26 protein-coding genes are annotated in these 25,051 nt (G+C 62.9%); 15 read left to right on the forward strand and 11 right to left on the reverse strand.

What is annotated here, in order from left to right; genetic code table 11:
- Nucleotides 1-16: 16 nt before the first annotated feature.
- A complete protein-coding gene (locus D618_RS0107605) occupies nucleotides 17-1,180 on the forward strand; it encodes a cupin domain-containing protein (RefSeq protein WP_017670908.1) in 1,164 nt (387 codons plus the stop codon).
- 7 nt (nucleotides 1,181-1,187) lie between these two features.
- Here D618_RS0107605 and D618_RS0107610 read toward each other — a convergent pair whose 3' ends face one another.
- Nucleotides 1,188-1,730, reverse strand: a complete 543-nt coding sequence (locus D618_RS0107610; RefSeq protein ID WP_017670909.1) for a pseudouridine synthase — start codon at nucleotides 1,728-1,730, stop codon at nucleotides 1,188-1,190.
- Nucleotides 1,731-1,827: 97 nt separating this feature from the next.
- Here D618_RS0107610 and D618_RS0107615 point away from each other — a divergent pair, with 97 nt between their 5' ends.
- The 4 genes from D618_RS0107615 to D618_RS0107630 all read left to right on the forward strand — a co-directional run bounded on the left by D618_RS0107615 (nucleotide 1,828) and on the right by D618_RS0107630 (nucleotide 5,298).
- A complete protein-coding gene (locus tag D618_RS0107615; protein WP_017670910.1) occupies nucleotides 1,828-2,961 on the forward strand; it encodes a zinc-binding dehydrogenase in 1,134 nt (377 codons plus the stop codon).
- Nucleotides 2,962-3,158: 197 nt separating this feature from the next.
- Nucleotides 3,159-3,659: a glycine zipper 2TM domain-containing protein gene (locus D618_RS0107620; RefSeq protein ID WP_017670911.1), complete on the forward strand. Its 501-nt coding sequence runs from the start codon at nucleotides 3,159-3,161 to the stop codon at nucleotides 3,657-3,659.
- Between the two features lie 160 nt (nucleotides 3,660-3,819).
- A complete protein-coding gene (locus D618_RS0107625) occupies nucleotides 3,820-4,374 on the forward strand; it encodes a GNAT family N-acetyltransferase (RefSeq protein WP_017670912.1) in 555 nt (184 codons plus the stop codon).
- Nucleotides 4,375-4,542: 168 nt separating this feature from the next.
- Nucleotides 4,543-5,298, forward strand: coding sequence for a hypothetical protein (locus tag D618_RS0107630; protein ID WP_017670913.1), 756 nt, complete (start codon nucleotides 4,543-4,545; stop codon nucleotides 5,296-5,298).
- Nucleotides 5,299-5,304: 6 nt separating this feature from the next.
- On the opposite strand, the gene D618_RS0107635 is transcribed toward D618_RS0107630, so the two are convergent.
- The 4 genes from D618_RS0107635 to D618_RS0107650 are packed head-to-tail and all read right to left on the reverse strand — an operon-like array spanning nucleotide 5,305 to nucleotide 8,515.
- The gene (locus D618_RS0107635; RefSeq protein WP_081590486.1) at nucleotides 5,305-6,276 is read right to left on the reverse strand and encodes a DUF481 domain-containing protein; all 972 of its coding nucleotides are present in this window, start codon (nucleotides 6,274-6,276) and stop codon (nucleotides 5,305-5,307) included.
- 36 nt (nucleotides 6,277-6,312) lie between these two features.
- The gene (locus D618_RS0107640) at nucleotides 6,313-6,789 is read right to left on the reverse strand and encodes an RNA pyrophosphohydrolase (RefSeq protein ID WP_017670915.1); all 477 of its coding nucleotides are present in this window, start codon (nucleotides 6,787-6,789) and stop codon (nucleotides 6,313-6,315) included.
- Nucleotides 6,790-6,806: 17 nt separating this feature from the next.
- Nucleotides 6,807-7,541 (reverse strand): hypothetical protein, encoded by a 735-nt coding sequence (locus tag D618_RS0107645; RefSeq protein WP_017670916.1) that lies wholly within the window; start codon nucleotides 7,539-7,541, stop codon nucleotides 6,807-6,809.
- A complete protein-coding gene (locus tag D618_RS0107650) occupies nucleotides 7,538-8,515 on the reverse strand; it encodes an alpha/beta hydrolase (protein WP_017670917.1) in 978 nt (325 codons plus the stop codon). The genes D618_RS0107645 and D618_RS0107650 overlap by 4 nt, the downstream gene beginning before the upstream one ends.
- Before the next feature lie 162 nt (nucleotides 8,516-8,677).
- Between D618_RS0107650 and D618_RS0107655 the strand changes: the two genes are divergently transcribed.
- The gene (locus tag D618_RS0107655) at nucleotides 8,678-9,880 is read left to right on the forward strand and encodes a cellulase family glycosylhydrolase (protein WP_081590456.1); all 1,203 of its coding nucleotides are present in this window, start codon (nucleotides 8,678-8,680) and stop codon (nucleotides 9,878-9,880) included.
- A gap of 105 nt (nucleotides 9,881-9,985) precedes the next feature.
- On the opposite strand, the gene bfr is transcribed toward D618_RS0107655, so the two are convergent.
- The 3 genes from bfr to D618_RS0107665 form a co-directional block, all read right to left on the reverse strand.
- Nucleotides 9,986-10,465, reverse strand: coding sequence for a bacterioferritin (gene bfr / locus D618_RS0107660; protein WP_017670919.1), 480 nt, complete (start codon nucleotides 10,463-10,465; stop codon nucleotides 9,986-9,988).
- Between the two features lie 148 nt (nucleotides 10,466-10,613).
- The gene (locus tag D618_RS19335; protein WP_081590487.1) at nucleotides 10,614-10,784 is read right to left on the reverse strand and encodes a (2Fe-2S)-binding protein; all 171 of its coding nucleotides are present in this window, start codon (nucleotides 10,782-10,784) and stop codon (nucleotides 10,614-10,616) included.
- A gap of 83 nt (nucleotides 10,785-10,867) precedes the next feature.
- Nucleotides 10,868-12,097, reverse strand: coding sequence for a DUF418 domain-containing protein (locus D618_RS0107665; protein WP_017670920.1), 1,230 nt, complete (start codon nucleotides 12,095-12,097; stop codon nucleotides 10,868-10,870).
- A gap of 917 nt (nucleotides 12,098-13,014) precedes the next feature.
- Between D618_RS0107665 and D618_RS0107670 the strand changes: the two genes are divergently transcribed.
- The 6 genes from D618_RS0107670 (at nucleotide 13,015) to D618_RS19340 (ending at nucleotide 18,314) form a co-directional block, all read left to right on the forward strand.
- Entirely contained in the window at nucleotides 13,015-13,578 is a 564-nt protein-coding gene (locus tag D618_RS0107670) for a TetR/AcrR family transcriptional regulator (protein WP_017670921.1), read from the forward strand.
- Between the two features lie 149 nt (nucleotides 13,579-13,727).
- On the forward strand, nucleotides 13,728-14,642 hold the full coding sequence (locus tag D618_RS0107675; RefSeq protein ID WP_040370433.1) for a haloalkane dehalogenase: 915 nt from the start codon (nucleotides 13,728-13,730) through the stop codon (nucleotides 14,640-14,642).
- Between the two features lie 40 nt (nucleotides 14,643-14,682).
- Nucleotides 14,683-15,591: a YghX family hydrolase gene (gene yghX, locus D618_RS0107680; RefSeq protein WP_026091421.1), complete on the forward strand. Its 909-nt coding sequence runs from the start codon at nucleotides 14,683-14,685 to the stop codon at nucleotides 15,589-15,591.
- 148 nt (nucleotides 15,592-15,739) lie between these two features.
- Complete coding sequence (locus D618_RS18000; protein ID WP_017670924.1) at nucleotides 15,740-17,173, forward strand: cytochrome ubiquinol oxidase subunit I; 1,434 nt, start codon at nucleotides 15,740-15,742, stop codon at nucleotides 17,171-17,173.
- Entirely contained in the window at nucleotides 17,170-18,171 is a 1,002-nt protein-coding gene (gene cydB / locus D618_RS0107690; RefSeq protein ID WP_017670925.1) for a cytochrome d ubiquinol oxidase subunit II, read from the forward strand. The genes D618_RS18000 and cydB overlap by 4 nt, the downstream gene beginning before the upstream one ends.
- Nucleotides 18,171-18,314, forward strand: a complete 144-nt coding sequence (locus D618_RS19340; RefSeq protein ID WP_017670926.1) for a DUF2474 family protein — start codon at nucleotides 18,171-18,173, stop codon at nucleotides 18,312-18,314. The genes cydB and D618_RS19340 overlap by 1 nt, the downstream gene beginning before the upstream one ends.
- 6 nt (nucleotides 18,315-18,320) lie before the next feature.
- Here D618_RS19340 and D618_RS0107700 read toward each other — a convergent pair whose 3' ends face one another.
- Together D618_RS0107700 and D618_RS0107705 are read right to left on the reverse strand one after the other, a co-directional pair.
- Nucleotides 18,321-19,607: an aminotransferase class V-fold PLP-dependent enzyme gene (locus D618_RS0107700; protein WP_017670927.1), complete on the reverse strand. Its 1,287-nt coding sequence runs from the start codon at nucleotides 19,605-19,607 to the stop codon at nucleotides 18,321-18,323.
- Nucleotides 19,608-19,621: 14 nt separating this feature from the next.
- Entirely contained in the window at nucleotides 19,622-21,949 is a 2,328-nt protein-coding gene (locus tag D618_RS0107705) for a TonB-dependent receptor (protein WP_040370438.1), read from the reverse strand.
- Between the two features lie 303 nt (nucleotides 21,950-22,252).
- On the opposite strand from D618_RS0107705, the gene D618_RS0107710 reads away from it, so the two are divergent.
- The 3 genes from D618_RS0107710 (at nucleotide 22,253) to D618_RS0107720 (ending at nucleotide 24,346) form a co-directional block, all read left to right on the forward strand.
- Nucleotides 22,253-22,654 carry a phosphate-starvation-inducible PsiE family protein gene (locus D618_RS0107710; protein ID WP_238550619.1) on the forward strand — a complete coding sequence of 134 codons (402 nt, stop codon included), beginning with the start codon at nucleotides 22,253-22,255 and terminating at the stop codon, nucleotides 22,652-22,654.
- A 61-nt stretch (nucleotides 22,655-22,715) separates the two neighbouring features.
- Entirely contained in the window at nucleotides 22,716-23,273 is a 558-nt protein-coding gene (locus D618_RS0107715; protein ID WP_017670930.1) for a phosphoribosyltransferase family protein, read from the forward strand.
- A 50-nt stretch (nucleotides 23,274-23,323) separates the two neighbouring features.
- Entirely contained in the window at nucleotides 23,324-24,346 is a 1,023-nt protein-coding gene (locus D618_RS0107720) for an adenosine deaminase (RefSeq protein ID WP_017670931.1), read from the forward strand.
- 14 nt (nucleotides 24,347-24,360) lie between these two features.
- Here the strand turns inward: D618_RS0107720 and gpmA are convergent, their stop codons facing one another.
- Nucleotides 24,361-25,047, reverse strand: coding sequence for a 2,3-diphosphoglycerate-dependent phosphoglycerate mutase (gene gpmA / locus D618_RS0107725; RefSeq protein WP_017670932.1), 687 nt, complete (start codon nucleotides 25,045-25,047; stop codon nucleotides 24,361-24,363).
- Between the last annotated feature and the right edge of the window lie 4 nt (nucleotides 25,048-25,051).

Raw genomic sequence — 25,051 nt, forward strand, 5'->3', positions numbered from 1 at the left:
TGAAATGGGGGGGGGCATGAAACTCACCCATTTCGACCCCGCCGCATTCCTTGCCCAACATTGGCAGCAAACGCCTTTGCAAATTCGCAATCCGTGGGATGACTGGCAGTGCCCGGTCGAGCCTGACGAGCTGGCGGGGCTTGCCTGCGAGCCCGAGGTGGAATCGCGGTTGGTGGTGCAGACGGGCCCGGAAATCTGGGCGCTCAAACAGGGGCCGTTCGATGCCGAGCGGTTTGCGGTGCTGGAGGGCAGCCCATGGACGCTGCTCGTGCAGGCGGTCGATCATCATGTGCCCGAGGTTGCCGCGCTGCTTTCGCAATTTCGCTTCGTGCCCAATTGGCGGATCGATGATGTGATGGTCAGCTTTGCCAGCACCGGGGGCGGGGTGGGGCCGCATTTCGACCAGTATGACGTGTTCCTGATCCAGGGACGCGGGCGGCGGCGCTGGCGGGTGGGGCAGATTTGCGACGAGGCGACCCCGCTGCGGCCGCACCAGGAGCTGAAGCTGCTCGCCGATTTCGAGGAAAAGGCGGTGTACGACCTGGGACCGGGCGATATCCTGTACGTTCCGCCCGGCGTTGCGCATGATGGCATGGCGCTCGACGATGATTGCATGACGCTTTCGATCGGCTTTCGTGCGCCGTCGCGCGCCGAACTGGTCACCGGCTGGAGTGATCATGTCCTCGATCAGTTGACCGACGATGATCGCTATGCCGACCCGGGCCTTGCCGCTCAGGACAATCCCGGAGAAATCACGGCGGAGGCGCTGGACCGGTTACAGGCAATGGTTCTCGAAGCTCTGGGTGACCGCGAACAGTTTGCCCGCTGGTTCGGTGCCTCAAACAGTACGCCGAAATATCCCGATATCGACTGGAAGCCCGAAGAGCCTCTGGCGCTGGGCGATGTTCGCGGTGCACTGGACGAAGGCGTGCCGGTGCTCCGCAACCCTGCCAGCCGCTTTTCCTTTGTGCGGGAGGGAGAGGGCGTTGTGCTGTTCGTCGATGGCGAGACGTTTGAGTGTCTTGCAGAGGTCGCAGATCTGGCTGCAGACATTTGTGGTGCTGACGAGATGACAGTCGAAGGCGCGACGCCTGCCATGGTCGACCTGCTGCTCGCGTTGGCGAACATGGGCAGCATTGCCTTTGCCGGTGACGAGGACGACTGCGATGACGAGGGCTGATTGGGGTTCAGTCCACGTCGAGCGCGCGCCATTGGCCCAGTGAAAGCCCGTCGAGCGACCATGGCCCCACCTGCCAGCGCACCAAGCGCAGCGTCGGCAGGCCCACCGCCGCCGTCATCCGCCGGACCTGCCGGTTGCGGCCTTCGCGCAAGGTCAGGCTGATCCAGGCATCGGGCACCGTTTTGCGAAACCGCACCGGGGGGTCGCGCTGCCACAGTTCGGGAGGCTCGATTTTCCGTGCGTCTGCCGGCCTAGTAATGCCGTCCTTCAGCAAAACGCCACTTCGCAACTTTGCAAGAGCATCCTCAGAAGGCTCGCCTTCCACCTGGACGAGATAGGTCTTGGGCAGCTTGAACTTCGGGTCGGCGATGCGCGCCTGAAGCCTGCCATCGTCGGTCAGCAGCACCAGCCCCTCGCTGTCAGAATCGAGCCGCCCGGCGGGATAGACGCCGCGCACATCGACGAAATCCGCCAGTGTCGGCCGCGCGCCATCGCCGCTGAACTGGCAGATGACGCCATAAGGTTTGTTGAACAGGATCAGCCGGGGCACGTTTGGGGCACTTTCTGCGGGCCATGGGTGGCAATGTCGTGCAAGGCTTGGCACAGGGGTGCATTGCATAACAACCCCAATAGAGAGAGGTCCCACTATGACGCTTCCGTCAACCTATCTGCAGATGATCTCCACCGTCAGCGCCGAGGGCGAACTGACGATGGAGCTGGCTGAAAAACCCATGCCCGAGTTGGGCGACGATGATGTCCTGATTCGCGTCGAGGCAACGCCGATCAACCCGTCCGACCAGGGCGTGATGTTCGGCTGGGCCAGCATGGCCAAGGCGGCATCGTCAGGCAGCGGCACCGCCACCAAGCTCACCGCGCCGGTCTCGCCGCAGGGCATGGCCGTGATGAAGGCGCGTGTCGGCCAGGAACTCACCGTCGGCAACGAGGGCGCAGGTACGGTCGTGGCGGCCGGATCGGGTGAATATGCGCAGAGCCTGATGGGCAAGGTCGTCGCGGTGATGGGCGGCGGCATGTACGCGCATTACCGCAAGGCGCCTGCGATGATGTGCCTGGTGCTGAAGGATGGCCATACGGCCCGCGAAGGCGCTTCGTGCTTCGTTAACCCGCTGACCGCGCTGTCGATGGTTGAAACCATGCGCATGGAAGGGCACACTGCGCTGGTCCACACCGCGGCTGCCTCGAACCTGGGCCAGATGCTCAACCGCATCTGCGCCGCCGATGGCGTCGAACTGGTCAACGTCGTGCGCAAGCCTGAACAGGCGCAGCTGCTGCGGGACATGGGCGCCAAATATGTCGTCGATTCGAGCAGCGAGAGCTTCAAGGCCGATCTGATCGACGCGATTCACGCAACCGGCGCAACGCTGGCGTTCGATGCCACGGGCGGCGGCGAGCTGGCGTCGAACATCCTGGCAGCCATGGAAGCTGCCGCTGCCAGGACTCCCGGCGCCTACAGCATCTATGGTTCGGTCAAGCACAAGCAGGTGTACCTGTATGGCGGGCTTGATACCTCGCCCACCGTGCTCAACCGCGCCTATGGCATGGCCTGGGGCGTTGGCGGCTGGCTGCTGCCCAACTTCCTCGCCAAGGCGGGCGGCGATGTCGCGATGCGGCTGCGCGCGCGGGTGGCTGATGAGCTGACCACGACCTTTGCCAGCCATTATACCGATGAACTGTCGCTGGAGCAGGCGCTGCAGGCGGATGTCGTGGCGCGCTATTATGCCAAGACCACGGGCGAAAAGTTCCTGATCTGCCCGCAGGCATAAGCGGTTCCGGCGGGGGCGGGCGGGCACTTCGGTCTTGCCCGCCTCCGCTACATGCCCATATTGGTCGCGTAGCGGTTGTTCAACAAACCCTGCTGCAGGATGAACGACCACTCCACAATCCGTTCAGTTTCGCTCCCTTATACATGAACACAACAGATGGCGAATCGGCGCTGTCTCGGTCTCAAGGGAGACAGATTATGAAGAAGTTCCTTCTTGCTGCTGCCGCCGCCGGTGCAGCCACCCTTTCAGCTGCGCCTGCCATGGCAGCCCCGCTGACGCATTCCGCCCCCAGCGCCGCCGCTGCCTATGGCATGACCCATGAGGCGCCCATCGCTCACCAGTACAGGGGTCGCTACGACAACGACTGGCAGCGCCGCGGCTATGGCAACGATCGCGGATATGACCGCGCATATGATCGCGGCGGCCGCTACAATGATCGCTATGACGACCGCTATGATCGTCGCGCCGTGCGCGGCTGGAACGGCCAGTCCTGGCGCGGCAATGACGGCCGCACCTATTGCCGTCGCGACAATGGTACCACCGGCCTGCTGATCGGCGGTGCCGCAGGTGCCCTGGCCGGCAGTGAAATCGCAGGACGCGGTGACCGCACCGTCGGCGCGATCATCGGCGGCATTGGCGGCGCGTTGCTGGGCCGGTCGATCGACCGCAGCGGCAACAACGGTTACAGCTGCCGCTAACGAGCTTTCGCCCACGCCCTCTTGCAGGGCGAGGTGAACGGGGAGACCCCTCTCCGCCGACGGGCGGGGAGGGGTTTCGCTTTGGGGGCGTAGCCTTGCCAAGTGTCGGCCCTGTGCTATCCCCTGAGGCCAGAACGGCCACAGGCGAGGGAGCGGCGCGATGATCAATGGACCCATATTGGTAACCCAACGCCTGATCCTGCGCCCGCCTGGCCCCGAGGATTTCGAAGCCTGGGCCGAATTTTCCGCAGATGAAGAGACGATGCGCTATCTGGGCGGGGTGCAGCCGCGCGCGGTAGCCTGGCGCGGCCTATGCGCGATGGCAGGAGCCTGGCACGTTCGCGGTTTCGCCATGTTCTCGCTCGTCACGCGCGACACTGGCGAATGGATCGGACGGATCGGCCCGTGGCAGCCCGATGGGTGGCCGGGTACCGAGGTCGGCTGGGGTGTGATGCGCAGCCATGCCGGCAAGGGCTATGCGCTCGAGGCAGCGGTGGCCACGATCGATTATGCGTTCGATCTGCTGGGCTGGGACAATGTGATCCACACGATCGACCCGGAAAATGCCGCGTCGATTGCGCTTGCCGAACGGCTGGGATCGCGCAACCAGGGGCCAACCCGGCTGCCCGAGCCGTATCAGGATTTTCCGGTCGATTGCTATGGCCAGAGCAAGGCCGAGTGGCAGGAAAACCGGCGCAAATTTGTCCGGTTCTGAAACGGTTAGCCTGAAAATCCCGTTTTGGGACACAGTTGATCGCGATTAGCCTGCGGTTAACCCTCTTTTGGCAGGACAGTGTCGTGCCGACACAGGCATGGCTAACGTAACGCTAACAGCTTCTCTGCCAATGAGGGGCAGACTGCCGACCAATTGAGGATATGAGCCATGGCTAGACCTTCGTTCGCGATCACGCGCAATCTGCTGGTTCTGGGCGGAGCCGCGCTGGCGCTGGCAGCCTGTCAGGACGCAAACGACAAGGCGGCTCAAAGCGAAGACGCAGCCCTGCTCGCCGATGCTGCTGACCCCGCGATGAAGGGTGCGCTGGAAGACCAGATCCTGGTCGATCCTGATCTTGTGGACAAATCGAACCGCAATGCGGTTCTGGCCGAGGGCAGCGATGGCTCGGTCCCGTCTGCAGGCGCGCCCAAGGGGCAGCTCGCAGCGACGGAAAAGGCCGCTGCAGCGGCCATCGGACCGCGCGGGCTGATGAAGGCGCCCGAGCCGACCAAGGTGTCGGCAGAAGAGTGCAAGGATTGCAATCAGGGCAGCACATTGGGGGCCAAGGCTGCGCAGCAGACGGGCGTTTGCCAGGGCAAGCTGGACTATGCGATGGGCTGGGCGAGCCGGATGCCCGCCGATTTCGCGGTCTACCCGCGTGCCAATGTCAAGGAAGCCGCTGGCGTCGACAAGGGCCAGTGCAACATCCGCGTGGTCAATTTCACCACGCCCGCCGCGCTGAAGAACGTTGTCGATTTCTATTACACCAAGGCCCGCCGGGGCGGCTATTCGGCAGAATATCAGCTGCGCGGTGCCGACCATGTGCTCGGCGGCACCAAGGGCGATGCAGCCTATGTGCTGTTCCTCAAGCCGATGGCCAATGGCGGCACCGAAGTTGATATCGTCGCCAATGGCGGAGGCTGAGCGGCGCTAGAAGCCGTAGACCAGCGTCAGCCGGCTCGTCGTATCGGTCGGAGCACGGCCCAGCGCCGGACTGGATTCATACTGGACCGTGTACGACAGGCGCGCCTTGAGCTTGCCGATCAGTTGTGAATCGAGCGCGGCGACCGAAAACAGCGTGCTGCGCTCTTCATCGACATAGGCGCTTGCCGCCTCGGTGAGCTGAATGGTCGGCGTGAGCTTCAGCTTGATATCGACCGATGCCAGCCCCGCGACCACGGATTCGTTCATGCCCGTGACCAACCGCGTATGCCGCACCGCCGGGCCGGCCTTGACGTTGAGCTTGGCATTCTCTCCGGTCAGAACACTGTAGCCGACGCCACCGGACACGCTGTAACGGGCGTGAAATCCTTGAAAACGGTCCTGTTCGAACTGGCCCAGGCCATAGACATAGCCGCGCTCGTTGAACTTGTAGTTCGGTTCGGCGCTGAAACGGTATTGTTCGCGCACCACGATGTTGCTGGTTTCCTGATAGTCTGCCCGGCCAAGGAGCCCCAGTCGCCAGTCCTCGCCCTCGACGGTCAACTTCAGCCCGGCGGCCAGACCGATCCCGGGGGCGTTGCCGGTGGTGGTGAAGGCGCCCAGTTCACCTTCGCCGGTATATTTGGCCGCCGATGCGCTCTTGGCCTCCTCAGCAGCGATTGCGGGCTTCGCCTCGGCGGTGACAACCGGGGACTCGGTTTGGGCCTGTGCCTGCGCCTGCCGAGGTTGCGAGGACGCGTTGGTGTTGCGGAAAGCGGCGACTTGCGCATCGATCGCTTCTGCTGATTGCGGGTAGGCTTGCTTGGCAATGCGGACAACCGCCTCAAGCCCTGCCGCATCGCCCGCACGCAGCGCGGTATCGACCAGTTCGCTTACCCCGGCAGGGGTTTGCGCCGCCAAAGACGGTACGCCAACGCTCGACAGGGCAGTCGCGCCTAATACGGCACGGAAGAAGGTCATTTCGGGCGCGTCCAATCGTATCAATGGGCGCAAAGCTTAGATCAGCGGGCGGAACTCTTCCACCACTGCACGATACAGTCGTCGCTTGAAAGGCACGATCAGTCCCTCGAGGCTGTCGGGATCGGCCCAGCGCCACGAACGAAACTCCTGATGGTCGGTTTCGATGTTGATGTCCTGGTCGGTTCCCATGAAGCGCATCAGGAACCACATCTGACGCTGCCCGCGATATTTTCCGCCCCAGATCCGCCCCATCAGGTCTGATGGCAGATCGTACAGATGCTCCTGCTTGGAGCGGGCAATGACTTCGACCAGCGTGGCGGCAATGCCGGTTTCTTCGCCCAGTTCGCGATAGGCGGCCTGTTCCGGCTCTTCGCCCGGATCGATCCCGCCCTGCGGCATCTGCCATGCATCGGCGCTGCTATCCAGCCGCTGGCCGACAAACACCTTGCCGTCATTGTTGACCAGCATGATGCCCGCACACGGACGATAGGGAAGACTGTCAAATTCGTTCATGCTGCACGCCTTAGCGGTCAGGGCGTGCCAAAGGCAATGGAGCAATCACCAGTTGCCGCCTTGTCGCGACAGAATGCGATCGAGCGAAAGCGGCTCATGATCGCAGGGACCATGTCATCGGTGATGGGTGGCCGGTCATGGGCAAAGCCTTCACCGCGCTCGGCATATTGTAATACAACGATATTCTGTTCGTCGCGCAGCAGCAAGGCAATGAACTGTTCGCCACGACCCGATTGCGCGCCGGGGTAGCCGCCTGCCGCCGTCGATCCGCAGCCGTTGCTGGACAGATTGTACTCCGTGCCATCACCCAGCCTGCCGCTGGCAATGGTCCGAGAGAGGTTTGCAACTTCGCAACCCTTGCCGGTATTGAAGAACCGCTGCTGCATATCGGCGGTGGAGACCGGCGCGGCGCCTGCCCCCTTGAAGGCTGACAGGGTGATCATTCGCGACCAGTCTTCCACCGTTGCGCCCTGGGGAACGAACTCGAGGATCATCTGCCGGTCGTTTTGCGCCTCGTATACAGGTTCGAACGTATCGAACACGCGGAAGGACACGGTCTTGTCGAAGACAGGCGCGGAAAATGCGCAGCACCCGTCCGTGCCCTGCACGCGCTGCTTGCGATATTCCTTCACGACATCAGCGAAGTCGGGGGCGTTGCGGACCTTGGGGGTGCTCTGCGCCGCCAGCGGGGCGGCCAGCAGGCCGCCCAGCGTCAGGGCCCCGAGCGCCAGCAGGCCCGCAAGCCGCCTCACCGTGCCAGCATGGCCTTCATGCCGCGGAAAATGGCGTCGCAATCGTCCTGTGCGCTGGGCACGCCCTTGCGCAGGCAGATGAATCCATGAATTGTTCCCCGCATTTCCATATAGGTCACATCGACCCCGGCCTTGATCAGCCGCGCGGCGAAATCACGGCCCTGATCGCGCAGCGGATCCAGCCCTGCGGTGACGAGCAGCGTCGGCGGCAGCGTGGCGAGTTCACCGTGGATGCAGTCATTGCGCGGATCGCCGGGGGTTGCGGCATAGCTGTCGCCAAACCATTTCATCGCCTCGGCGGTCAGCAGATAGCCTTCAGCAAATTCGGTGAATGATCCGCCAGTCTGGCTAGAATCGACCACGGGGTAGAGCGGAGCCTGGGCGATGACCGGCACGGCGGCAGGCTTGGCCATCAGGGCTTGGCTGACCACGATGGTCAGGTTGCCACCCGCGCTGTCGCCGGTGAACACCAGCCCAGTGATGTCGAGCCCCAGTGTCTTGCCGTTTTCTGCCAGCCAGCGTGCAGCCGCCTCGCAATCTGTCGGCGCTGCGGGGAAGGGGTGTTCGGGCGCCAGGCGATAATCGACCGCAACCACCGGCAGGTCCATCTTGGCGGCCAGTTCGGTGCAATACGGGTGATGTGTTTCCAGATCGCCGATCACGAAGCCGCCGCCGTGAAAGAACATGATGGCCGGACCGGCTTCGCGGCTCTCGCGCGCATCATAATAGCGCAACGGAATATCGCCCGCCGGTCCCGGGCAGGTGAGATCGCGGACGATCGCAAGTTCGGTCGGGTCGGCATCGGCAACAAACCGCATCATGCGATAGGCATCGCGGGCATCGGCGAGCGGCATCTGATCCATCGGCGGTGCGCCAGAAGCCGCCATCATGGCCAGCAGCATCGCCACATCGGGCCGCACAAACGGCGCGCTCATGGTGCTGGTATCACGCTCGATCTCGATGGTGTCGCTCATTGCAGGACGGTCCTCTTCCCGTTGTTTAACCGGGAGGTTAACGCGTTGGCTTCGGCTGGTCCATCGACAAATTATCCAGCTCATCAGAGCCGGAATCCCCATCGCACGCGCGCTTCTGGCGGGTCATTGCGGGTTCAGCTTCGGCACTTTAGCGTCGCCATCATGACCGATGTAACGCCTGAGCCCGCCCCTGCCCCACCGCTGATAGAACCTGTTACCCGCCGCGCGATGATTGCGGGAGCAGGGGCTGCGACCATCGTTGCAGCAGGACAGGGTGTGGCGCAGGCCGTGCAGCGTGCCCCGGATCCGTTGCCGGCCACACCGGTTCTACCGCCACGAATGCGCGGGCTGAACCTTGAGCTTTCGCCCGGCAGCCTGTCGCCGGCGATCTCGCGAGAACTCGCCAGCTGGGGCATCAATGTGGTGCGGATCAATTTTTCCACCGATATCGCCAGCCACATGACCACGGACAAAACCGTGGTGAAGCCGACCCGTACCAATCCGCTTGCGCCCTACCGGCTGGGTCTGGCGATGCTCAAGCAGTTCACCGCCGAATGCGCGCGGCAGGGGGTGGGCGTGATCCTGGGAGCCGCAGGAATCTACGGTCGTGACAGGGTCAACCTGGACGACAGTACGGGCGCTTCCTTTCGCAAGGAGATCGGCGCCAGCCTGATGCAGTTCTGGAATGCCATGGCGCGTGAGCTGCGCAACGATCCAGCGATCGTCGCCTATGACGTTCTGGGCGAACCCAACTACACCTTGCGCCGCGATGTCGATGGTGCGGTATGGTACGAACAGCTGATGCCAGAGGCGATCCGGCAGATCCGTGCGATCAATCCGCATATCTGGATCGCCGTGATGCCCTGGCCATGGGGCTTTGCCAATCGCTACGGGTCGATGCCGTTGATCGATGATCCGGCAATTCTATACTCGTTCCACTTTTACGCCCCGCATAGCTACACGCATCAGGGCATCGGCACGATCGCACGCGGGACCAGCTATCCGGGCCGAATTCGGGAATTCGAAGCCTCGCCCTTGCGCCAGTGGAACAAGGCGGCGCTGGTCGAAGCGATGCAGCCGGCGCTAGATTTCGCCAGGCGGCACCAGGTTCGGCTGATCAACGGCGAATTCGGCGTCGTGCGCTGGGCCGCCGGGCGCGAGCGCTGGCTGGCTGACATGCTGTCGGTGCTGGAAGACAATGGCGTCGATTGGTTCTTCCACACATACAACACGTGGAATGGCTGGAACCCCAGCTTCGCGGCGGACGCACCCGGTATCAGCGTCCATCCGACTCTTTATGGGGGGGTAAACTCTCCGTCGCATCAGCTGCTGCGGCGACACTGGCGCAAGAATATCGGGGTGTGAGCCAGACTGTGCCCGCCAGGCGGCGCTTGGTCGCCAGGTGGGGGATGGTTGCAACACCGCGCGCCAGCCCGTTTTGCGGGCGGCGCGCTGTGTTGCGCATTCGGATCAATCCTCGATCGCGCTCGACTGCAGCTGGATGTAGTTTTCCATGCCCATGCGCGCGATGAGATCGAACTGCGCTTCGATCGTATCGACATGCTCTTCTTCGCTGCGCAGGATATAGGCCAGCAGATCGCGGGTGCCGTAATCGCGGACGGACTCGCAATAGGCGATGCCTTCCTTGAGCAGCGGGATCGCCTCGTTTTCCAGCGCGAGGTCGGACTTGAGGATTTCCTCAACCGTCTCGCCGATCTTCAGGCGGCCGAGCAGCTGAAAATTGGGCAGGCCATCGAGGAAGAGGATGCGATCCGCCAGCTTGTCGGCGTGCTTCATCTCGTCGATCGATTCCTCATATTCGTATTTCGCGAGCTTCTTGATGCCCCAGTTGGCGAGCATCTTGGAGTGGAGGAAATACTGGTTGATCGCCGTCAGCTCGTTCTTGAGCGCGTCGTTGAGAAATTCGATGACCTTCGGGTCGCCCTTCATGGTGATGCTCCTGTAGCCGCATCGCGTGCATGTACGCGATGCGGTCGTGATCGTTCAGGCGCTCAGAATAGGGGATTTGTGGCCAGAATGGAAGAGGGGGTCGGCCCTGAAATCATTGAAATTTTTAGGAAAAACATGTAGGCTATTGCTATGCGCTCGCAGTTTCCCGCGTGATAATGCTTTGCGCGAACGACAGGCACTGGCCACACTTAGGACGCCGACCGAGCCGGGCGTAGACCTCTGCCGGACGGGCTGCGCCATCGCGCAAAGCGTCCTTCAAGTCCTGTTCGCGTATCGCATTGCAGATGCAAACAACCATGGGTCTCTCCTGTTGCAGCAGAGATAGCGATATTGAGAACGCATCGCAACAGTCTTTTTGCGAATTTATCGCAATTCGGTCCATCAGCGGCGCATTGGTTGCAGGCTTCGTCGTGCCAGCGAGCGCCACAGCCACTCCGCAGGGCCGAATCTGTATCGCTCCAGCCAGGGCTTGGACCACAGCAGCATGATTGCCCAGGCGCTCAATACAAACAGCATGGCGCCTGCGCGGCTGACCGTTCCAAACAGGCCGAGGCCCCAGCCATAGAAGATGAAGGTCATGAGCAGGCTTGTGCCCAGATAATTGCTGAACGCAGCGCGCCCGGCGGCGGCCACGCGCGCGACAAGCGGGCTGTCGCGGTGCTGACCGATCAGCCAGAGCAGTCCCGACGCCCAGCCGATCGTCAGCACGATGCGGAAAGGGAAGGAGAACGAGAAGAACGCGGCGAAGGTGATGACGGTGTCGAAGCCGCTGGCAATCACCCACGCTGCCAGTCCGATCATGGGCAGCAATCCGATGGCAAAGGCACGGACTGCGATCTTGGCGTAGATCGCCGGAGCCCAGATCCCGAGAATGAAACCGCTCTTGAGCATCGCCATGCCCACCAGCATCATCGCAAGCGTATCGATCGTGAAGAACATCAGCGTGTTCACCAGCGATTCGGCGAATATGCCCAGATGCTCGTGCATGATGGGCAGCCACCCGCCGCGATAGAGCTCGAGGCTTTCGGTGACCTGGTCGGTACCGGGCTTGCCGAAGCTCGCGAGCATCTTGGCGGTGCTTTGGACCATCTCGGGATCGGCGCCAGGGGCGGCAGCCTGAATCGATTGCCACCAGCCGCCCGCCACGATCAGCGACGCGAGGAGGAAATACAACAGATACAGAATGACGGCCCAGCGCAGCAGCTGCTTCACGTCCTTGTTGATGAAGAACAAGGCGAACGTGCCGCAGATGGCATAGGGGACAAGAATATCGCCCCACCACACCAGGATGAAGTGCGCCGCACCGATAACGAACAGCCAGGCCATGCGGTTGAGGTGGACTGACTTGGCGTTCTGTCCTGACGCTTCGGCGCGCTGGATCACCAGCAGCATGCTCGCTCCGAACAGCACGCTGAACAGGCCGCGCATCTTGCCGTCGAACAGCACGAAGTTGACCGCCCAGACGCCGGCGTTGAGTGGGTCCGTTCCGCCCCAGGCCGCCGGATTCACATAGGCTGCATCTGGCATCGCAAAGCCGACGATGTTGAGCAGCAAAATGCCCATGACGGCAAAGCCGCGCATGGCATCGAGCGATAGATGGCGGTCATTCACTGTCACGTCGCAAGCCCCCTCATGCCAGCCCATGGATGCGCGTGTGCGATTGGACCCGGGCCAGGCGAGTTAGCTTTGTAACACACTGCGCGATGATGGCAACGCACCGTCTGTCCCAGAGACGAGGGTAGGGGAGGGGCATGGCGTTTGTCATCTGCCCCCATCCGTGCCGCCCGATCCAGCGTGTTTCGCCGCGCAGACTGAGCGGTCCAGCGGCCGACGCGCTGGTCCAGCAGCAAACCTTTCGGTCTAGACTTCGTGCGCCGAAACCGGCTCCGAGTGACCCAGTCGGAGGTCTAAATGCGTCTTTTCGAGGGGTGGCAAGGCCTCCCTGGGCGCCAAATCATGCCCCTCTGGACCAGCCGGTCGGATACCAAATCGTTAATGGACCGATCGGATCATCCGCAGCGCGCTTAATGGACCGGTTAGGCGACAGTCGTCATGCCTTGGTCCCGGTAACAGATGGTTCACCCTCATTAACGGATAAATGGCTCGATTTTATCAATTATTAACCATAGTTAATGCCAGAAAATATGCCATCGGATCAACTGCTTGAGTTTGATATCTTATGACCTTTCGAGGAAGGGGCGCCGCTACCGCGCTCAACAACGATCAAATCGTGAAGGACCGCATGGTCCATTAACCAGATGTAGAGGGCAAGTTTCCCAAAAGTGAACGGCGATCGGGCACCTGTTTCGCCTGATGATGACGCCGCAGGAAAAGGTTAACGAAAAATGTTGACATTTTCGGGTTTCAAAAGGCCGGGATCGGGCCTCGGCAAGGGCAAGAAGAGCGGCAAAACAGGGCTCGCTTGACAGTCCGAGGCCCATCGCTAGACTGCTCGGTCTATGTTGGCTTTTCTTCTCGATCAAAACCCCGTTTCTGGCGCCTCAGGTGGCCATGATGGCTCTGGGCAGATGCATCCGACGCGGTCGCGGCTGATCACCGTGGCGACGCGGCTGTTTCAGCAGCGCGGCTATCATGCGATCGGGCTGTCCGAAATTCTGGCCTTGTCCGAGACGCCCAAGGGTTCGCTCTACCACCACTTTCCCGGTGGCAAGCAGGAGCTGGCAGAGGCCTGTATCCGCCGGAATGCGGAATCATCGATGGCCGCCCTGGACAGGGTGTCTGCTACAGGGCTCGATATCATCGGGTTTTTGCGCAACCTGTCCGATGTCACCGAGGCGTGGCTGCAGCGAACCGACTGGCTTGATGGGTCCCTTCTGGCGGCCATCGGGCAGGAGCAGGGCGGGGCGAGCAGCCCATTGGGCGAGGCCGTGCGGATCGCCTATCAGCGGATTGAAATGCGGCTGGCACGCTGGCTGATGGCCGAAGGCGTGGCCGTGGCGCGTGCGCGCGACATGGCCGCGACCATCATCGCCTCGCAGGAAGGCGCCCTGGTGCTCGCACGCAGCCGCCATGATGCGACCCCCGTGCGTCTGGTGACGGACATGCTGTGTGCCATGGTCGATCGTGGATAGCCCGGTTTGTCGAGCTTTTGACCAGCTGGACTGGTTGGTCCAGTCAATCAAATAGGCTGGCATCTGCGCTTCTGGCGGCTACACTCCCCTTCACAGACGCACCGCCGATTGCAGGCGCAATGCGCTGGCTGACACAGGAGAGCCCGGCGATGATCCAAGCCCTGCGGACCCCGGATACGGCATTCGATGCCGTTCCAGACTTCGACTATCCGGTCGAATATGCCGAGGATCTGCCCGGCTACGAAGGACTGCGCGCCGCCTGGATCGATGCCGGACCGCAAAATGCCGACCGGGTGTTTCTGTGCCTGCACGGCGAGCCGAGCTGGCCATTCCTCTATCGCCGGATGATCCCGGTCTTTCTGGCGAGCGGCGCGCGGGTGATCGCGCCCGACCTGTTCGGCTTCGGCCGATCGGACAAGCCGGTGCGGCAGGAGGACTTCAGCTTCGACTTCCATCGTGACCATCTGTTGCGGCTGGTCGAGCGGCTCGACCTTCGCAACATAACGATGGTCGTGCAGGATTGGGGCGGGCTGTTGGGGCTGACGCTGCCCGTCGATCCGGGTTTCGCCGCGCGGCTCTCAAGGTTCCTCGTGATGAACACGGGGCTGGGGCAGGGGGAAAGCCCCGGTCCGGGCTTCGAGGCGTGGAAAGCCTATGCGCTGTCCACCCCGGATATGCCGGTTGGCCGGATCATCGCGCGGGGCACGCCGCATCTGACCGAGGCGGAGATCGCCGCTTATGATGCGCCCTATCCCGGCCCGGAATACAAGGCGGGTGCGCAGGTGTTTCCCGCATTGGTGCCGGTGCGCCCCGACATGGCTGGCGCCAAGCTTGGCAAGGCGGCGGCGCAATTCTGGCGCGAGGACTGGACCGGAGAGAGCTTCATGGCGGTGGGCGCGGCCGATCCGGTGCTGGGCACCGAGCCGATGGCGCGGCTGCGCTCGCTGATCCGGGGGTGCCCCGAGCCGTTGGTCATTCCTGATGGCGGCCATTTCGTTCAGGAATGGGGGGAACAAATCGCACGCGCAGCGCTTGCAAGCTTTGGCGATCTGCCCGCCGAATGATAGCCTGTCCGGGCTATTGTGCAGCATCAAGGATGACCCGATGACAGACCCAGCCGCCCCGCGCCGGATGCGCGCAAGCGATTTTCACCCGCATATCCTCGAAATTTTCGATGGCTATGTGCACGGCAAACTGACCAAGCGCGAGTTCATCCAGCAGGCCGGACGCTATGCCGCTGCAGGGGTCACCGGGCTGATGATCCTCAACCAGCTCAGCCCCGATTACGCGCTGGCGCAGCAGGTCGCGCCGGATGATGCGGCGATCAAGACCCAACGGGTCGAGTATGCCAGCCCCGAGGGCCATGGCAGTGTACGCGGGCTGATGGCCTGGCCCGCCAAGGCCAAGGGCAGGTTGCCGGCGGTGCTGGTGGTGCACGAAAATCGGGGGCTCAACCCGTATATCGAGGATGTTGTGCGGCGGCTCGCCAAGGCTGGCTATCTGGCGCTCGGCCCCGATGGGCTGACCTCGCTGGGCGGCTACCCCGGCACAGATGACGAGGGGCGCACGATGCAGGCCTCGCTCGATCCGGCCAGGCTGATGGAGGATTTCTTCGCCGGGTTCGAATTTCTGCGCGGCCATGAAAGCTCGACCGGCAAGGTCGGCGTCACCGGCTTCTGCTATGGCGGCGGCGTGTGCCATGCGCTGGCGGTGGCCTATCCCGATCTCGCCGCTGCTGCCCCGTTCTACGGGCGGCAGGCGCGCCCCGAAGAGGTGCCGACGATCAGGGCACCGCTGCTGATCCATTTCGCCGAGAATGACGAGCGGGTCAACGCGACCTGGCCCGCCTGCGAGGCCGCGCTCAAGGCGAACGGCAAGTCCTATGAGGCGCATTTTTACCCCGGCACCAGTCACGGTTTCCACAACGACACGACGCCGCGCTACGACGAGGCGGCGGCCAGGCTCGCATGGGACCGGACGCTGGCGTTTTTCGGAAAGCATCTGATGGCATAGGATGGCCGCCAGCATGGGGGCGGCCTTGGACAATGTGTCTCATTGCCGGTATCGTTGCACTGTCATAGAAGCGTGACAGTCGCACAGGGCCGGCAATGTTCTGAGATGCCGTGTCCAGGGCGACCTTGCGAGACAGGAGATCGCGCCGATGTTCGACGGTTTTGACGCGCTGCTGCTGGCGCGGATCCAGTTTGCCTTCACGGTGAGCTTCCACTTCATCTTCCCGGCGTTCTCGATCGGGCTGGCCAGCTATCTCGCGGTACTGGAAGGTCTGTGGCTCAAGACCAACGACAACACCTATCTCGACCTGTTCAAATACTGGCGCAAGATCTTCGCGATCGCCTTTGCCATGGGTGTCGTCTCGGGCATCGTGATGTCCTATCAGTTCGGCACTAACTGGTCGGTATTCTCTGACAAGACCGGTCCGATCATCGGTCCGCTGATGGCGTATGAGGTGCTGACCGCTTTCTTCCTGGAGGCGGGTTTCCTCGGCGTGATGCTGTTCGGCATGGACAAGGTGGGGCGCAAGCTGCACTTCACCGCGACGCTGATGGTGGCGCTGGGCACGTTCATCTCGGCCTTCTGGATCCTGAGCGTCAACAGCTGGATGCAGACGCCGACGGGCTACGAGATCGCCGCCAACGGCCAGTTCGTGCCCGGCGAAAGCTGGATGGCGATCATCTTCAACCCCAGCTTCCCCTATCGTCTGGTCCACACCGTGATGGCGGCATACTTGACCACCGCCTTCGTGGTCGGTGCGGTCGGCGCGTTCCATCTGCTCAAGAACAAGACCGATCATCGTGCGCGGCGGATGTTCTCGATGGCGATGTGGATGGCGGCGCTGGTCGCGCCCTTGCAGATTTTCGCCGGCGACATGCACGGGCTCAACACGCTCGAGCATCAGCCTGCCAAGGTCATGGCGATGGAAGGCCATTACCAGAGTCACCCCGATGGCGCGCCGCTGATCCTGTTCGGCATCCCCAACAGCGCGGAAAAGCGCGTCGACTATGCCATTGAAATCCCCAAGGCATCGTCGCTGATCCTCAAGCATGATCTCAATGCGCCGCTGAATGGCCTCGATACCGTTCCGGAGGCCGAACAGCCGCCGGTGGGCGTGGTGTTCTGGTCGTTCCGCATCATGGTGGGCATCGGCTTTGCGATGCTGGGCATTGGCGTGTTCAGCCTGCTCGCGCGGGTTCGCGGCAAGCTGTATGACTGGTCGTGGCTGCACCGTGCGGCCATGGTGATGGGCCCATCGGGCTTTGTCGCGGTGATCGCGGGCTGGGTGACGACCGAGGTCGGACGCCAGCCCTATACGGTCTATGGCCTGCTGACGACGGCGGACAGCGTTGCACCGCTGGCGGCACCAGCGGTGGGCGCGTCCTTGCTGGCGTTCGTGGTTACCTATTTCATCATGTTCGGCGCGGGCACGCTGTATATCCTCAAACTGATGAGCAAGCCGGCCACCGGCCATGAAGAGGCAGCGGCCTCGGGCCCGCTGCGCAGCGCAGGCATCACGCCGGCATCGGCGGACAGCTCGCGGCGCGGGCAGAGCGCGACCATGCTGGAGAAGGGCGCATGAGCATCGATCTGACGGTTGTCTGGGCGTTCATCATCGCTTTTGCCGTGTTCGCCTATGTGGTGATGGATGGCTTCGACCTCGGCATCGGTATCATCTTCCCGGCGCTGGGACGCGGGGCAGAGCGCGACAAGGCGATGAACTCGGTCGCCCCCGTATGGGACGGCAATGAGACATGGCTGGTGCTGGGTGGGGGAGGGCTGCTTGCGGCGTTTCCGCTGGCTTATGCGATCATCCTGCCCGCGATCTATCCGCCGATCATCGCGATGCTGCTGGGGCTGGTGCTGCGGGGCGTGGCGTTCGAGGGGCGCTGGCGCGACCCCAATCACCAGCCGTTCTGGGATTTCTCGTTCACCGCCGGTTCGTTCGTCGCCGCCTTTGCGCAAGGCGTGACTTTGGGCGCCCTGCTGCAGGGGGTAGAGGTCGAAGGCCGCGCCTATGCCGGCGGCTGGCTTGACTGGCTGAGCGCCTATTCGGTGCTCACCGGCATCGGCACGGTGATCGGCTATGGCCTGCTCGGATCGACTTGGCTGATCATGAAGACCGAAGGCGTGGTGCAGGACCATGCCTTTCGAATGAGCTGGAAGCTGTTTCCCGCGACACTGATCGCGCTGGGAGCGGTGAGCCTGTACACGCCGTTCCTCGACGCGGGCTATTTCGCGCGCTGGTTTACCTTCCCCAATGTGCTGTTCTCCGCCCAGGTGCCGGTGCTGGTCGCGCTGATCACCTTCCTGCTCTACCGCGCACTCAAGCTGCGCCGCGACTACGCGCCGTTCCTGCTGACGCTGGCGCTGTTCCTGCTCGGCATGATCGGGCTCGGGATCAGCATGTTCCCCTACGTCGTGCCCGATGAAGTGACGATCTGGGATGCCGCGACGCACCCCAGCAGCCAGATGTTCATGCTGGTCGGTACCCTTTTCATCGTGCCGCTGATCATCGGCTATACCGGCTGGGCGTACTGGGTGTTTCGCGGCAAGGTCGGCGACGAGGGCTACCATTGATGCTGCCCGATGCGGACGACCCCGATCGCGGCGATGCGCGGCCCCTGGCGCAGAAACTGGGCTGGATGGTCGCGATCTGGCTGATATCCGTGGGGGTGATTGGTGTCGTCGCCTATGCCATCCGCTGGTGGATCAACGGCTGACGCCGCTCACCCCTTTGCCAGCTTCGGCGCAAGCTCGAGCAGCGCCTTGGCCAGCGCGTCGACATCGGCCATCGCGTTGCACAGGCCAGGGGTGACGCGCACGCAAGACCCCTTGGCAACCCCGCCGCGCTGCACGGTGAAGATGCCGTGGGTCTCCAGCAACGCCTGCGCCACCGCGCGATTGTCCGCATCGGTCGTGCACCCGCGCACGCGAAACGAGGTGATCGCGCCGTGCATCCGGGGATCGTCGGGGGTCAGCACCGTGATATCGGGGTGTTCCCGCACCTGCTTCACCCAGCGGTCGCGCAACCCGCGCAGCCTGTTTTCGCGCGGTCCGGCGCCGATCGCCGCCTGAAAATCAAGCGCGGCGGGCAGGGTGAGCAACGCTGCAAAGTCCACCGTGCCGGTGTGCACCCGCGAGCTTATCCGGTCGAGACGGGCGTGATCATCCGCCAGATCGGGGTCGATCGCATCGAGCCGGCCCGCGCGGATGTACATCGCGCCCACGCCCAGCGGCGCGCCGATCCATTTGTGCAGGTTGAAGCCGATGAAATCCGCGCCCAGATCGCGCAGCCGGTAATCCACCTGGCCCAGGCTGTGCGCGGCATCGAGAATGGTGTCGATCCCGCGTGCCCGCGCCATGTCTGCAATTGCGCGCACCGGCAGCATCAGTCCGGTGCGGTGGCTGATATGGGTGAGCAGCACCAGCTTGAGGTCGGGATGGGCGCTGAATGCCGCATCATACGCGGCCAATACGGCATCATGGGTTGCCGGCTCGGGCAGGTCGATCCGCACCACGCGCGCGCCGCGCAGCCGGGCGGCGTTGACGAGGCTCGCCTGCATGCTGTCATAGTCGAGATCGGCGCAGAGCACGGCGGTGCCCGCACCGATCCGGTTATAGCCACCGATCAGTCCCTTGAGCGCTTCGGTGGCGTTGCGGGTGAACACGATCTCGTTCGCGTCCACGCCAAGTTCGGCGGCAAGCCGCTGCTGCGCTGCCATCAGATCGCGGCCCATGCCGCGCCGCGCATAGAAGCTGGTATCGCGGTTCACCCGGCCGACCGCTTGCTGATATTGGGCCAGCACCGGGCGCGCCATCATTCCCCAATTGCCGTTTTCCAGCTGGGTTACGCCTTCGGGGCGATCATATTGCGCGGCAACGCGCGCCCAATAGGCCTCGTCATCTGCTGCAATGGCCCCGATCGGGGATGCGGCACGGACAAGGGGGGAGGTGAGGGGCGCAGCAGCCAAGGCCGCTGCACCCGTCATCATCGATCGGCGGTTGATGGTCATGCGCCGATCATGCCTCAGAACTGCACGCCCAGGCGAACATAATATTGACCGCCGTCGGTGTCGTAAGGCGCGTTGCGCGAGTAGATCAGCCCGCGCACCGCCTGGTTGGTCGCCTCATCCGGATAGGTGTTGAAGATGTTCTCCGCGCCAACCCGGACCGAGAGGTTCTCGGTGAACTGATAGCCTGCCGACAGATCGAACAGCACGATCGATCCGAAGCGCTGGAAGAGATCACCCGTCGCATTGCCGCTCGAGTCGGTCCATGCGCCATAATAGCGGCCATTGGCGGTGACGTTGAAGCCGCCGATCGCATAGGTCAGCGATCCGGTGGCATTGTGCTGCGGCAGCCGCTCCTCGAACAGCCGGCGCTGGGTATCGTTGCCAATCGTGACGCTGGTTCCGTTGGTCACCCTGGTCTGGTTGTAGTTATAGGCCAGCCGCGCGTTGAAAGTGCCGTCCCCCAGCGCCGTTGCATAGGCCAGCACCACATCGACGCCGCGCGTGCGCGTGTCAAAGTCGTTGGTGAAATAGCTGATCGAGGTGAATTGCAGCGGGTTGGGGACGCCTGCGGGCACGGCAAAGGCGTTGGATTGGCCAAAACGGTCGCGCACATCGATCTGATAGGCATCGATGCTTGCCGACAGCCCGAAGCCGGACTGGAAGGTCAGGCCTGCGGTGACCGTTTCGGATTGTTCGGGCTGCAGCGGCTGGGCTCCCAGCGCGATGGCAACCGGGTCGTTGGTCGACAGCCGCCCCCGGGTAAAGATCTGCAGCGTGCGGGTGTCGAGCCCCTGCGAGGTGTTCGAGGTGTTCGACTGGCCCGGTGTCGGCGCGCGGAAGCCGGTCGAATAGGCGCCGCGGATCGCAAGGCCCTGCGCCGGTTCGAAGCGTGCGGAAACCTTGTAGTCGAACGTATCGCCGAAGTTCGAGAAATCCTCGTAACGAGCCGCCACGCCCAGCGTCAGCGGCTCGACCGGACGCCATTCGAGATCGAGATATCCTGCATAGCTTTCCTGGCTGAAAGCGCCTGCCTGGCTGGGCGCAAAGCCCGGGAAGCCGTTCGAATTGGGGGCAAGACCTGCCACTGCGCCTGGGCCAACCGCATAGGATGCCGGGTCGCCTGCACCAACGGTATAGGTTTCCTCGCGGCGCTCGCCGCCAAAGGCAATGTTGACCGGCTCGAACGCACCGACATCCAGCCGATAGACGAAATCGGCGTTGAGGTTGAACTCGCGCTGTTCCAGCCTGCCCAGATAGAAACCGGTCGGGCTGTTGGGGCCCAGCGAGGCATTGAGCGATTCGCTCATCAGATAATCGATCCGGCTGCGGCCCGACGATGCGCTGACATCAAAGGTGAAGTCGCTCGCGCGGTCGGCGCTGCGCAGGCCGGCAACCGCCTGCAGATCCTCATGCTCGGTGCCGAAGCGCGGGGTGAAGCCTGCCGGGTAGATGCTGGCGAAGTTGAAGCCCGGGAACACGGTGGTGTTGGCATAGACATTCGCGGTGCCGACAGGGTTGCGCCAGTTGAAATCGGTCACCCCGTCGCCGCCAGCAGCGGTGCCGAACGCATAGAGCTCCAGCGCGTCGGTCAGTCCATAGCGCATGTTGATCGCGCCGCGCATGATCCGCGATTCCGGCTGGCCCCAGCGCTGCACAGGGTTGGGGATCGCCAGATCGGGACGAGCGGCCTGCAATGCGATCGCATCGGGACGCTGACGGGTGCGCGATGTCGCGGCGTTCTTGCTGTATTCGCCCGAGAATACGATGCTGCCCCGATCGCCCAGCGCCAGCCCGCCCTGGACTCCGACCTGATAGTTATCGCCATCGCCTTCGTAATATTCAGAAAACTGACCGAAGGCTTCCATGCCGGGTTCATCGTCGAGGATGATGTTGATCACCCCTGCAATCGCGTCCGATCCATATTGTGCCGACGCGCCATCACGCAGCACCTCGATCCGCTTGATCGCGATGGTCGGGATGGTGTTGAGATCGGGCGCCTGTGCGCCGCGGCCGCCGAGCAATGCCGAACGGTGATAGCGCTTGCCGTTGACCAGCACCAACGTGTGGTCGGGTGACAGGCTGCGCAGGCTGGCAGGGCGGACGAACGCCTGGCCATCGGCTGCGGGAAGTCGCTGAACGTTGAACGACGGCAGAAGCCTGGCGAGCGTATCGGACAGGTCTTCGGAAATGACGTTGTCCACGACATCGTCCGACAGCACATCGACCGGCGCCATGGTGTCAAACTGGGTGCGGGTCGCATCGCGCGTGCCGGTGACGATGATCATGTCGGACGGGGCGGCATCGGCAGTATCCGCCGAATCTTCGGCTCCAGGTGACTGCATGACGTCAGCAGCATGGGCTGTGGCAGGACACAGCGTAGCGAATTGCAGCGCGACGAGCGCGCACCCGGTGAATTTCGACATTTGGTGTAACCCCATGAAAACTGCCGTTATTTGGCTGTCGCGGCGGATAGGTTGGGGTGACGTCGGCCTCGTGACTGGATTGTATACTATTTATGGCAGTTGGATGGCTGGGGTGTCACAATGCCGATGCTATCGGACCGGCGGCGCACACTCGGCGCTAACCTTTTTTGCGATGCTGTGTTAAGCTTGGTCATGGACGAGCGTTCCGGAGCACATGAAAAGGTGTCCGTACAACCAGCCGATGCATCGGCTGCGCTGCCAGGCGATTCGTTCGCCGTGCGCGGCTTTCACCTGATCGAGCATATTCTGTTGATCCTGGTGGCATTGATGACGTTGGCTGCGGCCGGGATCGAGGTCTGGGGCATCCTGGCGGCACGGACGATTTCGCTCGCCGATATCCTGCTGATGTTCCTCTATACCGAAGTGATCGGCATGATAGCGGTCTTCTATACCGGTCGCGGATCGCCGTTCGTCTACCCCATCTTCATCGCCATTACCGCGCTGGCGCGGCTGATCGTGCTTCAGGGCAAGGATATGGCGCCCGACAAGATCCTGTTCGAAGCCGGCGCGATCCTGCTGCTGGCGATCGCCGCCGTGGTGATTACGCGCGCGGGCAGGGCTTGACCGACGCTGCCACGCTGGCAAGAAAGCCCAATCCCCGTCGCCAGCAAGGCTCCACATCACGATGACCGCCGAAAAGCTCTATATTTCCGCCAACAGCCTGCTGGAGGACAGCTATCGCCTCGCGATGAAGGTTGTCGAAAGCGGTTACCAGCCCACCCATATCGTCGGCATCTGGCGGGGTGGTGCGCCGGTGGGGATCGCGGTGCAGGAGCTGCTCGAATATCATGGCATCGAGGCCGACCATATCGCCATCCGCACCGCCAGCTATTACGGCATCGACCAGCAGAGCAAGGACGTGCGCGTCTATGCGCTGGGCTATCTGATCGATACTCTGTGCCCCGAAGACCGGCTGCTGGTGGTCGATGACGTGTTCGACAGCGGACGATCCATCCGCGCCTTCATCCACGAGCTTGCGGCCAAGTGCCGGTACAACATGCCGCACGACTGGCGGATCGCCACCGTCTATTACAAGCCGTCGCGCAACATGACCGATCTGACCCCCGATTTCTTCGTGCACGAAACCGAACAGTGGCTGGTCTTTCCGCACGAGATTTCAGGCCTGACGGTCGAGGAAATACGCGCGCACAAACCCGGCGCCAGCATCATATTGGGCGAGTGACACTGACGGAAGCGATTGCGCCTCCATCGCCCCGTTGGCATAACGGTGGCATGAACCCAGATCAGCGCGACGCGTATATCGACCGGCTCCCCAAGGCCGAACTGCACCTGCATATCGAAGGCTCGCTGGAGCCCGAGATGCTGTTCGCGCTGGCCCAGCGCAACGGTGTCGAAATTCCGTTCGCGAGCGTTGACGAGATTCGCCAGGCCTATAATTTCAGTAACCTGCAGGATTTTCTGGATATCTATTATCAAGGCATGGCGGTGCTGCTGAAGGCGCAGGATTTCTATGACCTGACCTGGGCCTATCTGGAACGCGCGCATGCCGACCATGTGCGCCATGTCGAGATTTTCTTCGACCCGCAGGGCCATACCGAACGCGGGGTCCCGTTTGCCGATGTCGTCACGGGGATCGGCGACGCGCTGGCCGATGGCGAAAAGCAATGGGGCATCACCTCAAAGCTGATCCTGTGCTTCCTGCGCCATCTCGATGAAGCGGCGGCAGAGGCGACGCTCGACGAGGCGCTGCCGTTTCTGGACCGGATTGCAGGCGTGGGTCTCGATTCGTCCGAGGTCGGCCATCCGCCATCGAAGTTTGCGAACGTGTTTGCGCGCTCGCGCTCGCTGGGGCTGAAACTGGTGGCGCATGCCGGCGAGGAGGGGCCACCCGCCTATGTGCACGAGGCGCTTGATGTGCTGGCGGTCGACCGGGTCGACCATGGCAATCGCGCGATGGAAGATGCAGGGCTCGTGACGCGGATTGCGGCCGAGGGGATGACGCTCACCGTTTGCCCGCTCTCCAACCTCAAGCTGTGCGTGATCGACGAGCTCGGCCAGAGCCCGGTGAAGCGGATGCTCGATGCGGGCATCAAGGCCACGATCAATTCGGATGACCCGGCCTATTTCGGCGGTTATGTGAACGAGAATTACCGGGCCGTGGCCAAGGCACTGGATCTGAGCCGTGCGGAGTTGCGGACGCTGGCCGCCAACAGCTTTACCGGATCATTCCTGCCGCCCGAAGCGGTGGCGCATCTGCTGGCCGAGATCGACCATTACGACGCGCACACCGCCTGAGAGCATCGTCCTGCTCAGCGCTCACTGAGGTAATAGCGCTCCACTTCGGCGAGGTTGTCGTCGAGTTCGGAGACGATCGGCTGGCCGGTGGGGATTTCCAGCGAGGTGATGGCATCGTCGGCGATGCCCGACAGGTGCTTGACCAGCGCGCGCAGCGAATTGCCGTGCGCCGAGATGATCACACGCTTGCCCGCCTTGAGTTCAGGCGCGATGCGGCTCTCCCAATAGGGCAGCACGCGCGCGATCGTGTCCTTGAGGCTCTCGGTGTTGGGGATGGCGATGCCGGCGTAGCGCCGGTCCTGCGACAGGTCGAATTCCGATCCGGCATCCATCGGCGGCGGCGGAATGTCAAAGCTGCGGCGCCAGATGTGCACCTGTTCGTCGCCGTGCTTGGCGGCGGTCTGCGCCTTGTCGAGCCCGGTGAGCCCGCCATAATGACGCTCGTTGAGCCGCCAGTCCTTCTCCACCGGCAGCCACAGCCGGGTCATCTCTTCGAGCGCCAGGTTCAGCGTCTTGATCGCGCGGGTCTGCAGCGAGGTGAAGGCGATGTCGAAATCCAGCCCCTTGTCGCGCATCAGACGTCCCGCCGCGCGCGCTTCTTCGGCGCCCTTTTCGGTCACGTCGACATCCCACCAGCCGGTGAAGCGGTTCTCCAGGTTCCATTGCGACTGGCCGTGGCGGATAAGGACGAGTTGCGGCATCGAA

It is taken from the genome of Blastomonas sp. AAP53, assembly GCF_000331245.1.
Taxonomy (GTDB): domain Bacteria; phylum Pseudomonadota; class Alphaproteobacteria; order Sphingomonadales; family Sphingomonadaceae; genus Blastomonas.

What these genes read in the sequence shown, in the direction of transcription:
- D618_RS0107605 (WP_017670908.1), top strand. Translation starts at nt 17, where the DNA reads ATGAAACTCACCCATTTCGACCCCGCCGCATTCCTTGCCCAACATTGG.
- D618_RS0107615 (WP_017670910.1), top strand. Translation starts at nt 1,828, where the DNA reads ATGACGCTTCCGTCAACCTATCTGCAGATGATCTCCACCGTCAGCGCC.
- D618_RS0107620 (WP_017670911.1), top strand. Translation starts at nt 3,159, where the DNA reads ATGAAGAAGTTCCTTCTTGCTGCTGCCGCCGCCGGTGCAGCCACCCTT.
- D618_RS0107625 (WP_017670912.1), top strand. Translation starts at nt 3,820, where the DNA reads ATGATCAATGGACCCATATTGGTAACCCAACGCCTGATCCTGCGCCCG.
- D618_RS0107630 (WP_017670913.1), top strand. Translation starts at nt 4,543, where the DNA reads ATGGCTAGACCTTCGTTCGCGATCACGCGCAATCTGCTGGTTCTGGGC.
- D618_RS0107635 (WP_081590486.1), bottom strand. Translation starts at nt 6,276, where the DNA reads ATGACCTTCTTCCGTGCCGTATTAGGCGCGACTGCCCTGTCGAGCGTT.
- D618_RS0107640 (WP_017670915.1), bottom strand. Translation starts at nt 6,789, where the DNA reads ATGAACGAATTTGACAGTCTTCCCTATCGTCCGTGTGCGGGCATCATG.
- D618_RS0107650 (WP_017670917.1), bottom strand. Translation starts at nt 8,515, where the DNA reads ATGAGCGACACCATCGAGATCGAGCGTGATACCAGCACCATGAGCGCG.
- D618_RS0107655 (WP_081590456.1), top strand. Translation starts at nt 8,678, where the DNA reads ATGACCGATGTAACGCCTGAGCCCGCCCCTGCCCCACCGCTGATAGAA.
- bfr (WP_017670919.1), bottom strand. Translation starts at nt 10,465, where the DNA reads ATGAAGGGCGACCCGAAGGTCATCGAATTTCTCAACGACGCGCTCAAG.
- D618_RS19335 (WP_081590487.1), bottom strand. Translation starts at nt 10,784, where the DNA reads ATGGTTGTTTGCATCTGCAATGCGATACGCGAACAGGACTTGAAGGAC.
- D618_RS0107670 (WP_017670921.1), top strand. Translation starts at nt 13,015, where the DNA reads ATGCATCCGACGCGGTCGCGGCTGATCACCGTGGCGACGCGGCTGTTT.
- D618_RS0107675 (WP_040370433.1), top strand. Translation starts at nt 13,728, where the DNA reads ATGATCCAAGCCCTGCGGACCCCGGATACGGCATTCGATGCCGTTCCA.
- yghX (WP_026091421.1), top strand. Translation starts at nt 14,683, where the DNA reads ATGACAGACCCAGCCGCCCCGCGCCGGATGCGCGCAAGCGATTTTCAC.
- D618_RS18000 (WP_017670924.1), top strand. Translation starts at nt 15,740, where the DNA reads ATGTTCGACGGTTTTGACGCGCTGCTGCTGGCGCGGATCCAGTTTGCC.
- cydB (WP_017670925.1), top strand. Translation starts at nt 17,170, where the DNA reads ATGAGCATCGATCTGACGGTTGTCTGGGCGTTCATCATCGCTTTTGCC.
- D618_RS19340 (WP_017670926.1), top strand. Translation starts at nt 18,171, where the DNA reads ATGCTGCCCGATGCGGACGACCCCGATCGCGGCGATGCGCGGCCCCTG.
- D618_RS0107700 (WP_017670927.1), bottom strand. Translation starts at nt 19,607, where the DNA reads ATGACCATCAACCGCCGATCGATGATGACGGGTGCAGCGGCCTTGGCT.
- D618_RS0107705 (WP_040370438.1), bottom strand. Translation starts at nt 21,949, where the DNA reads ATGCAGTCACCTGGAGCCGAAGATTCGGCGGATACTGCCGATGCCGCC.
- D618_RS0107715 (WP_017670930.1), top strand. Translation starts at nt 22,716, where the DNA reads ATGACCGCCGAAAAGCTCTATATTTCCGCCAACAGCCTGCTGGAGGAC.
- D618_RS0107720 (WP_017670931.1), top strand. Translation starts at nt 23,324, where the DNA reads ATGAACCCAGATCAGCGCGACGCGTATATCGACCGGCTCCCCAAGGCC.
- gpmA (WP_017670932.1), bottom strand. Translation starts at nt 25,047, where the DNA reads ATGCCGCAACTCGTCCTTATCCGCCACGGCCAGTCGCAATGGAACCTG.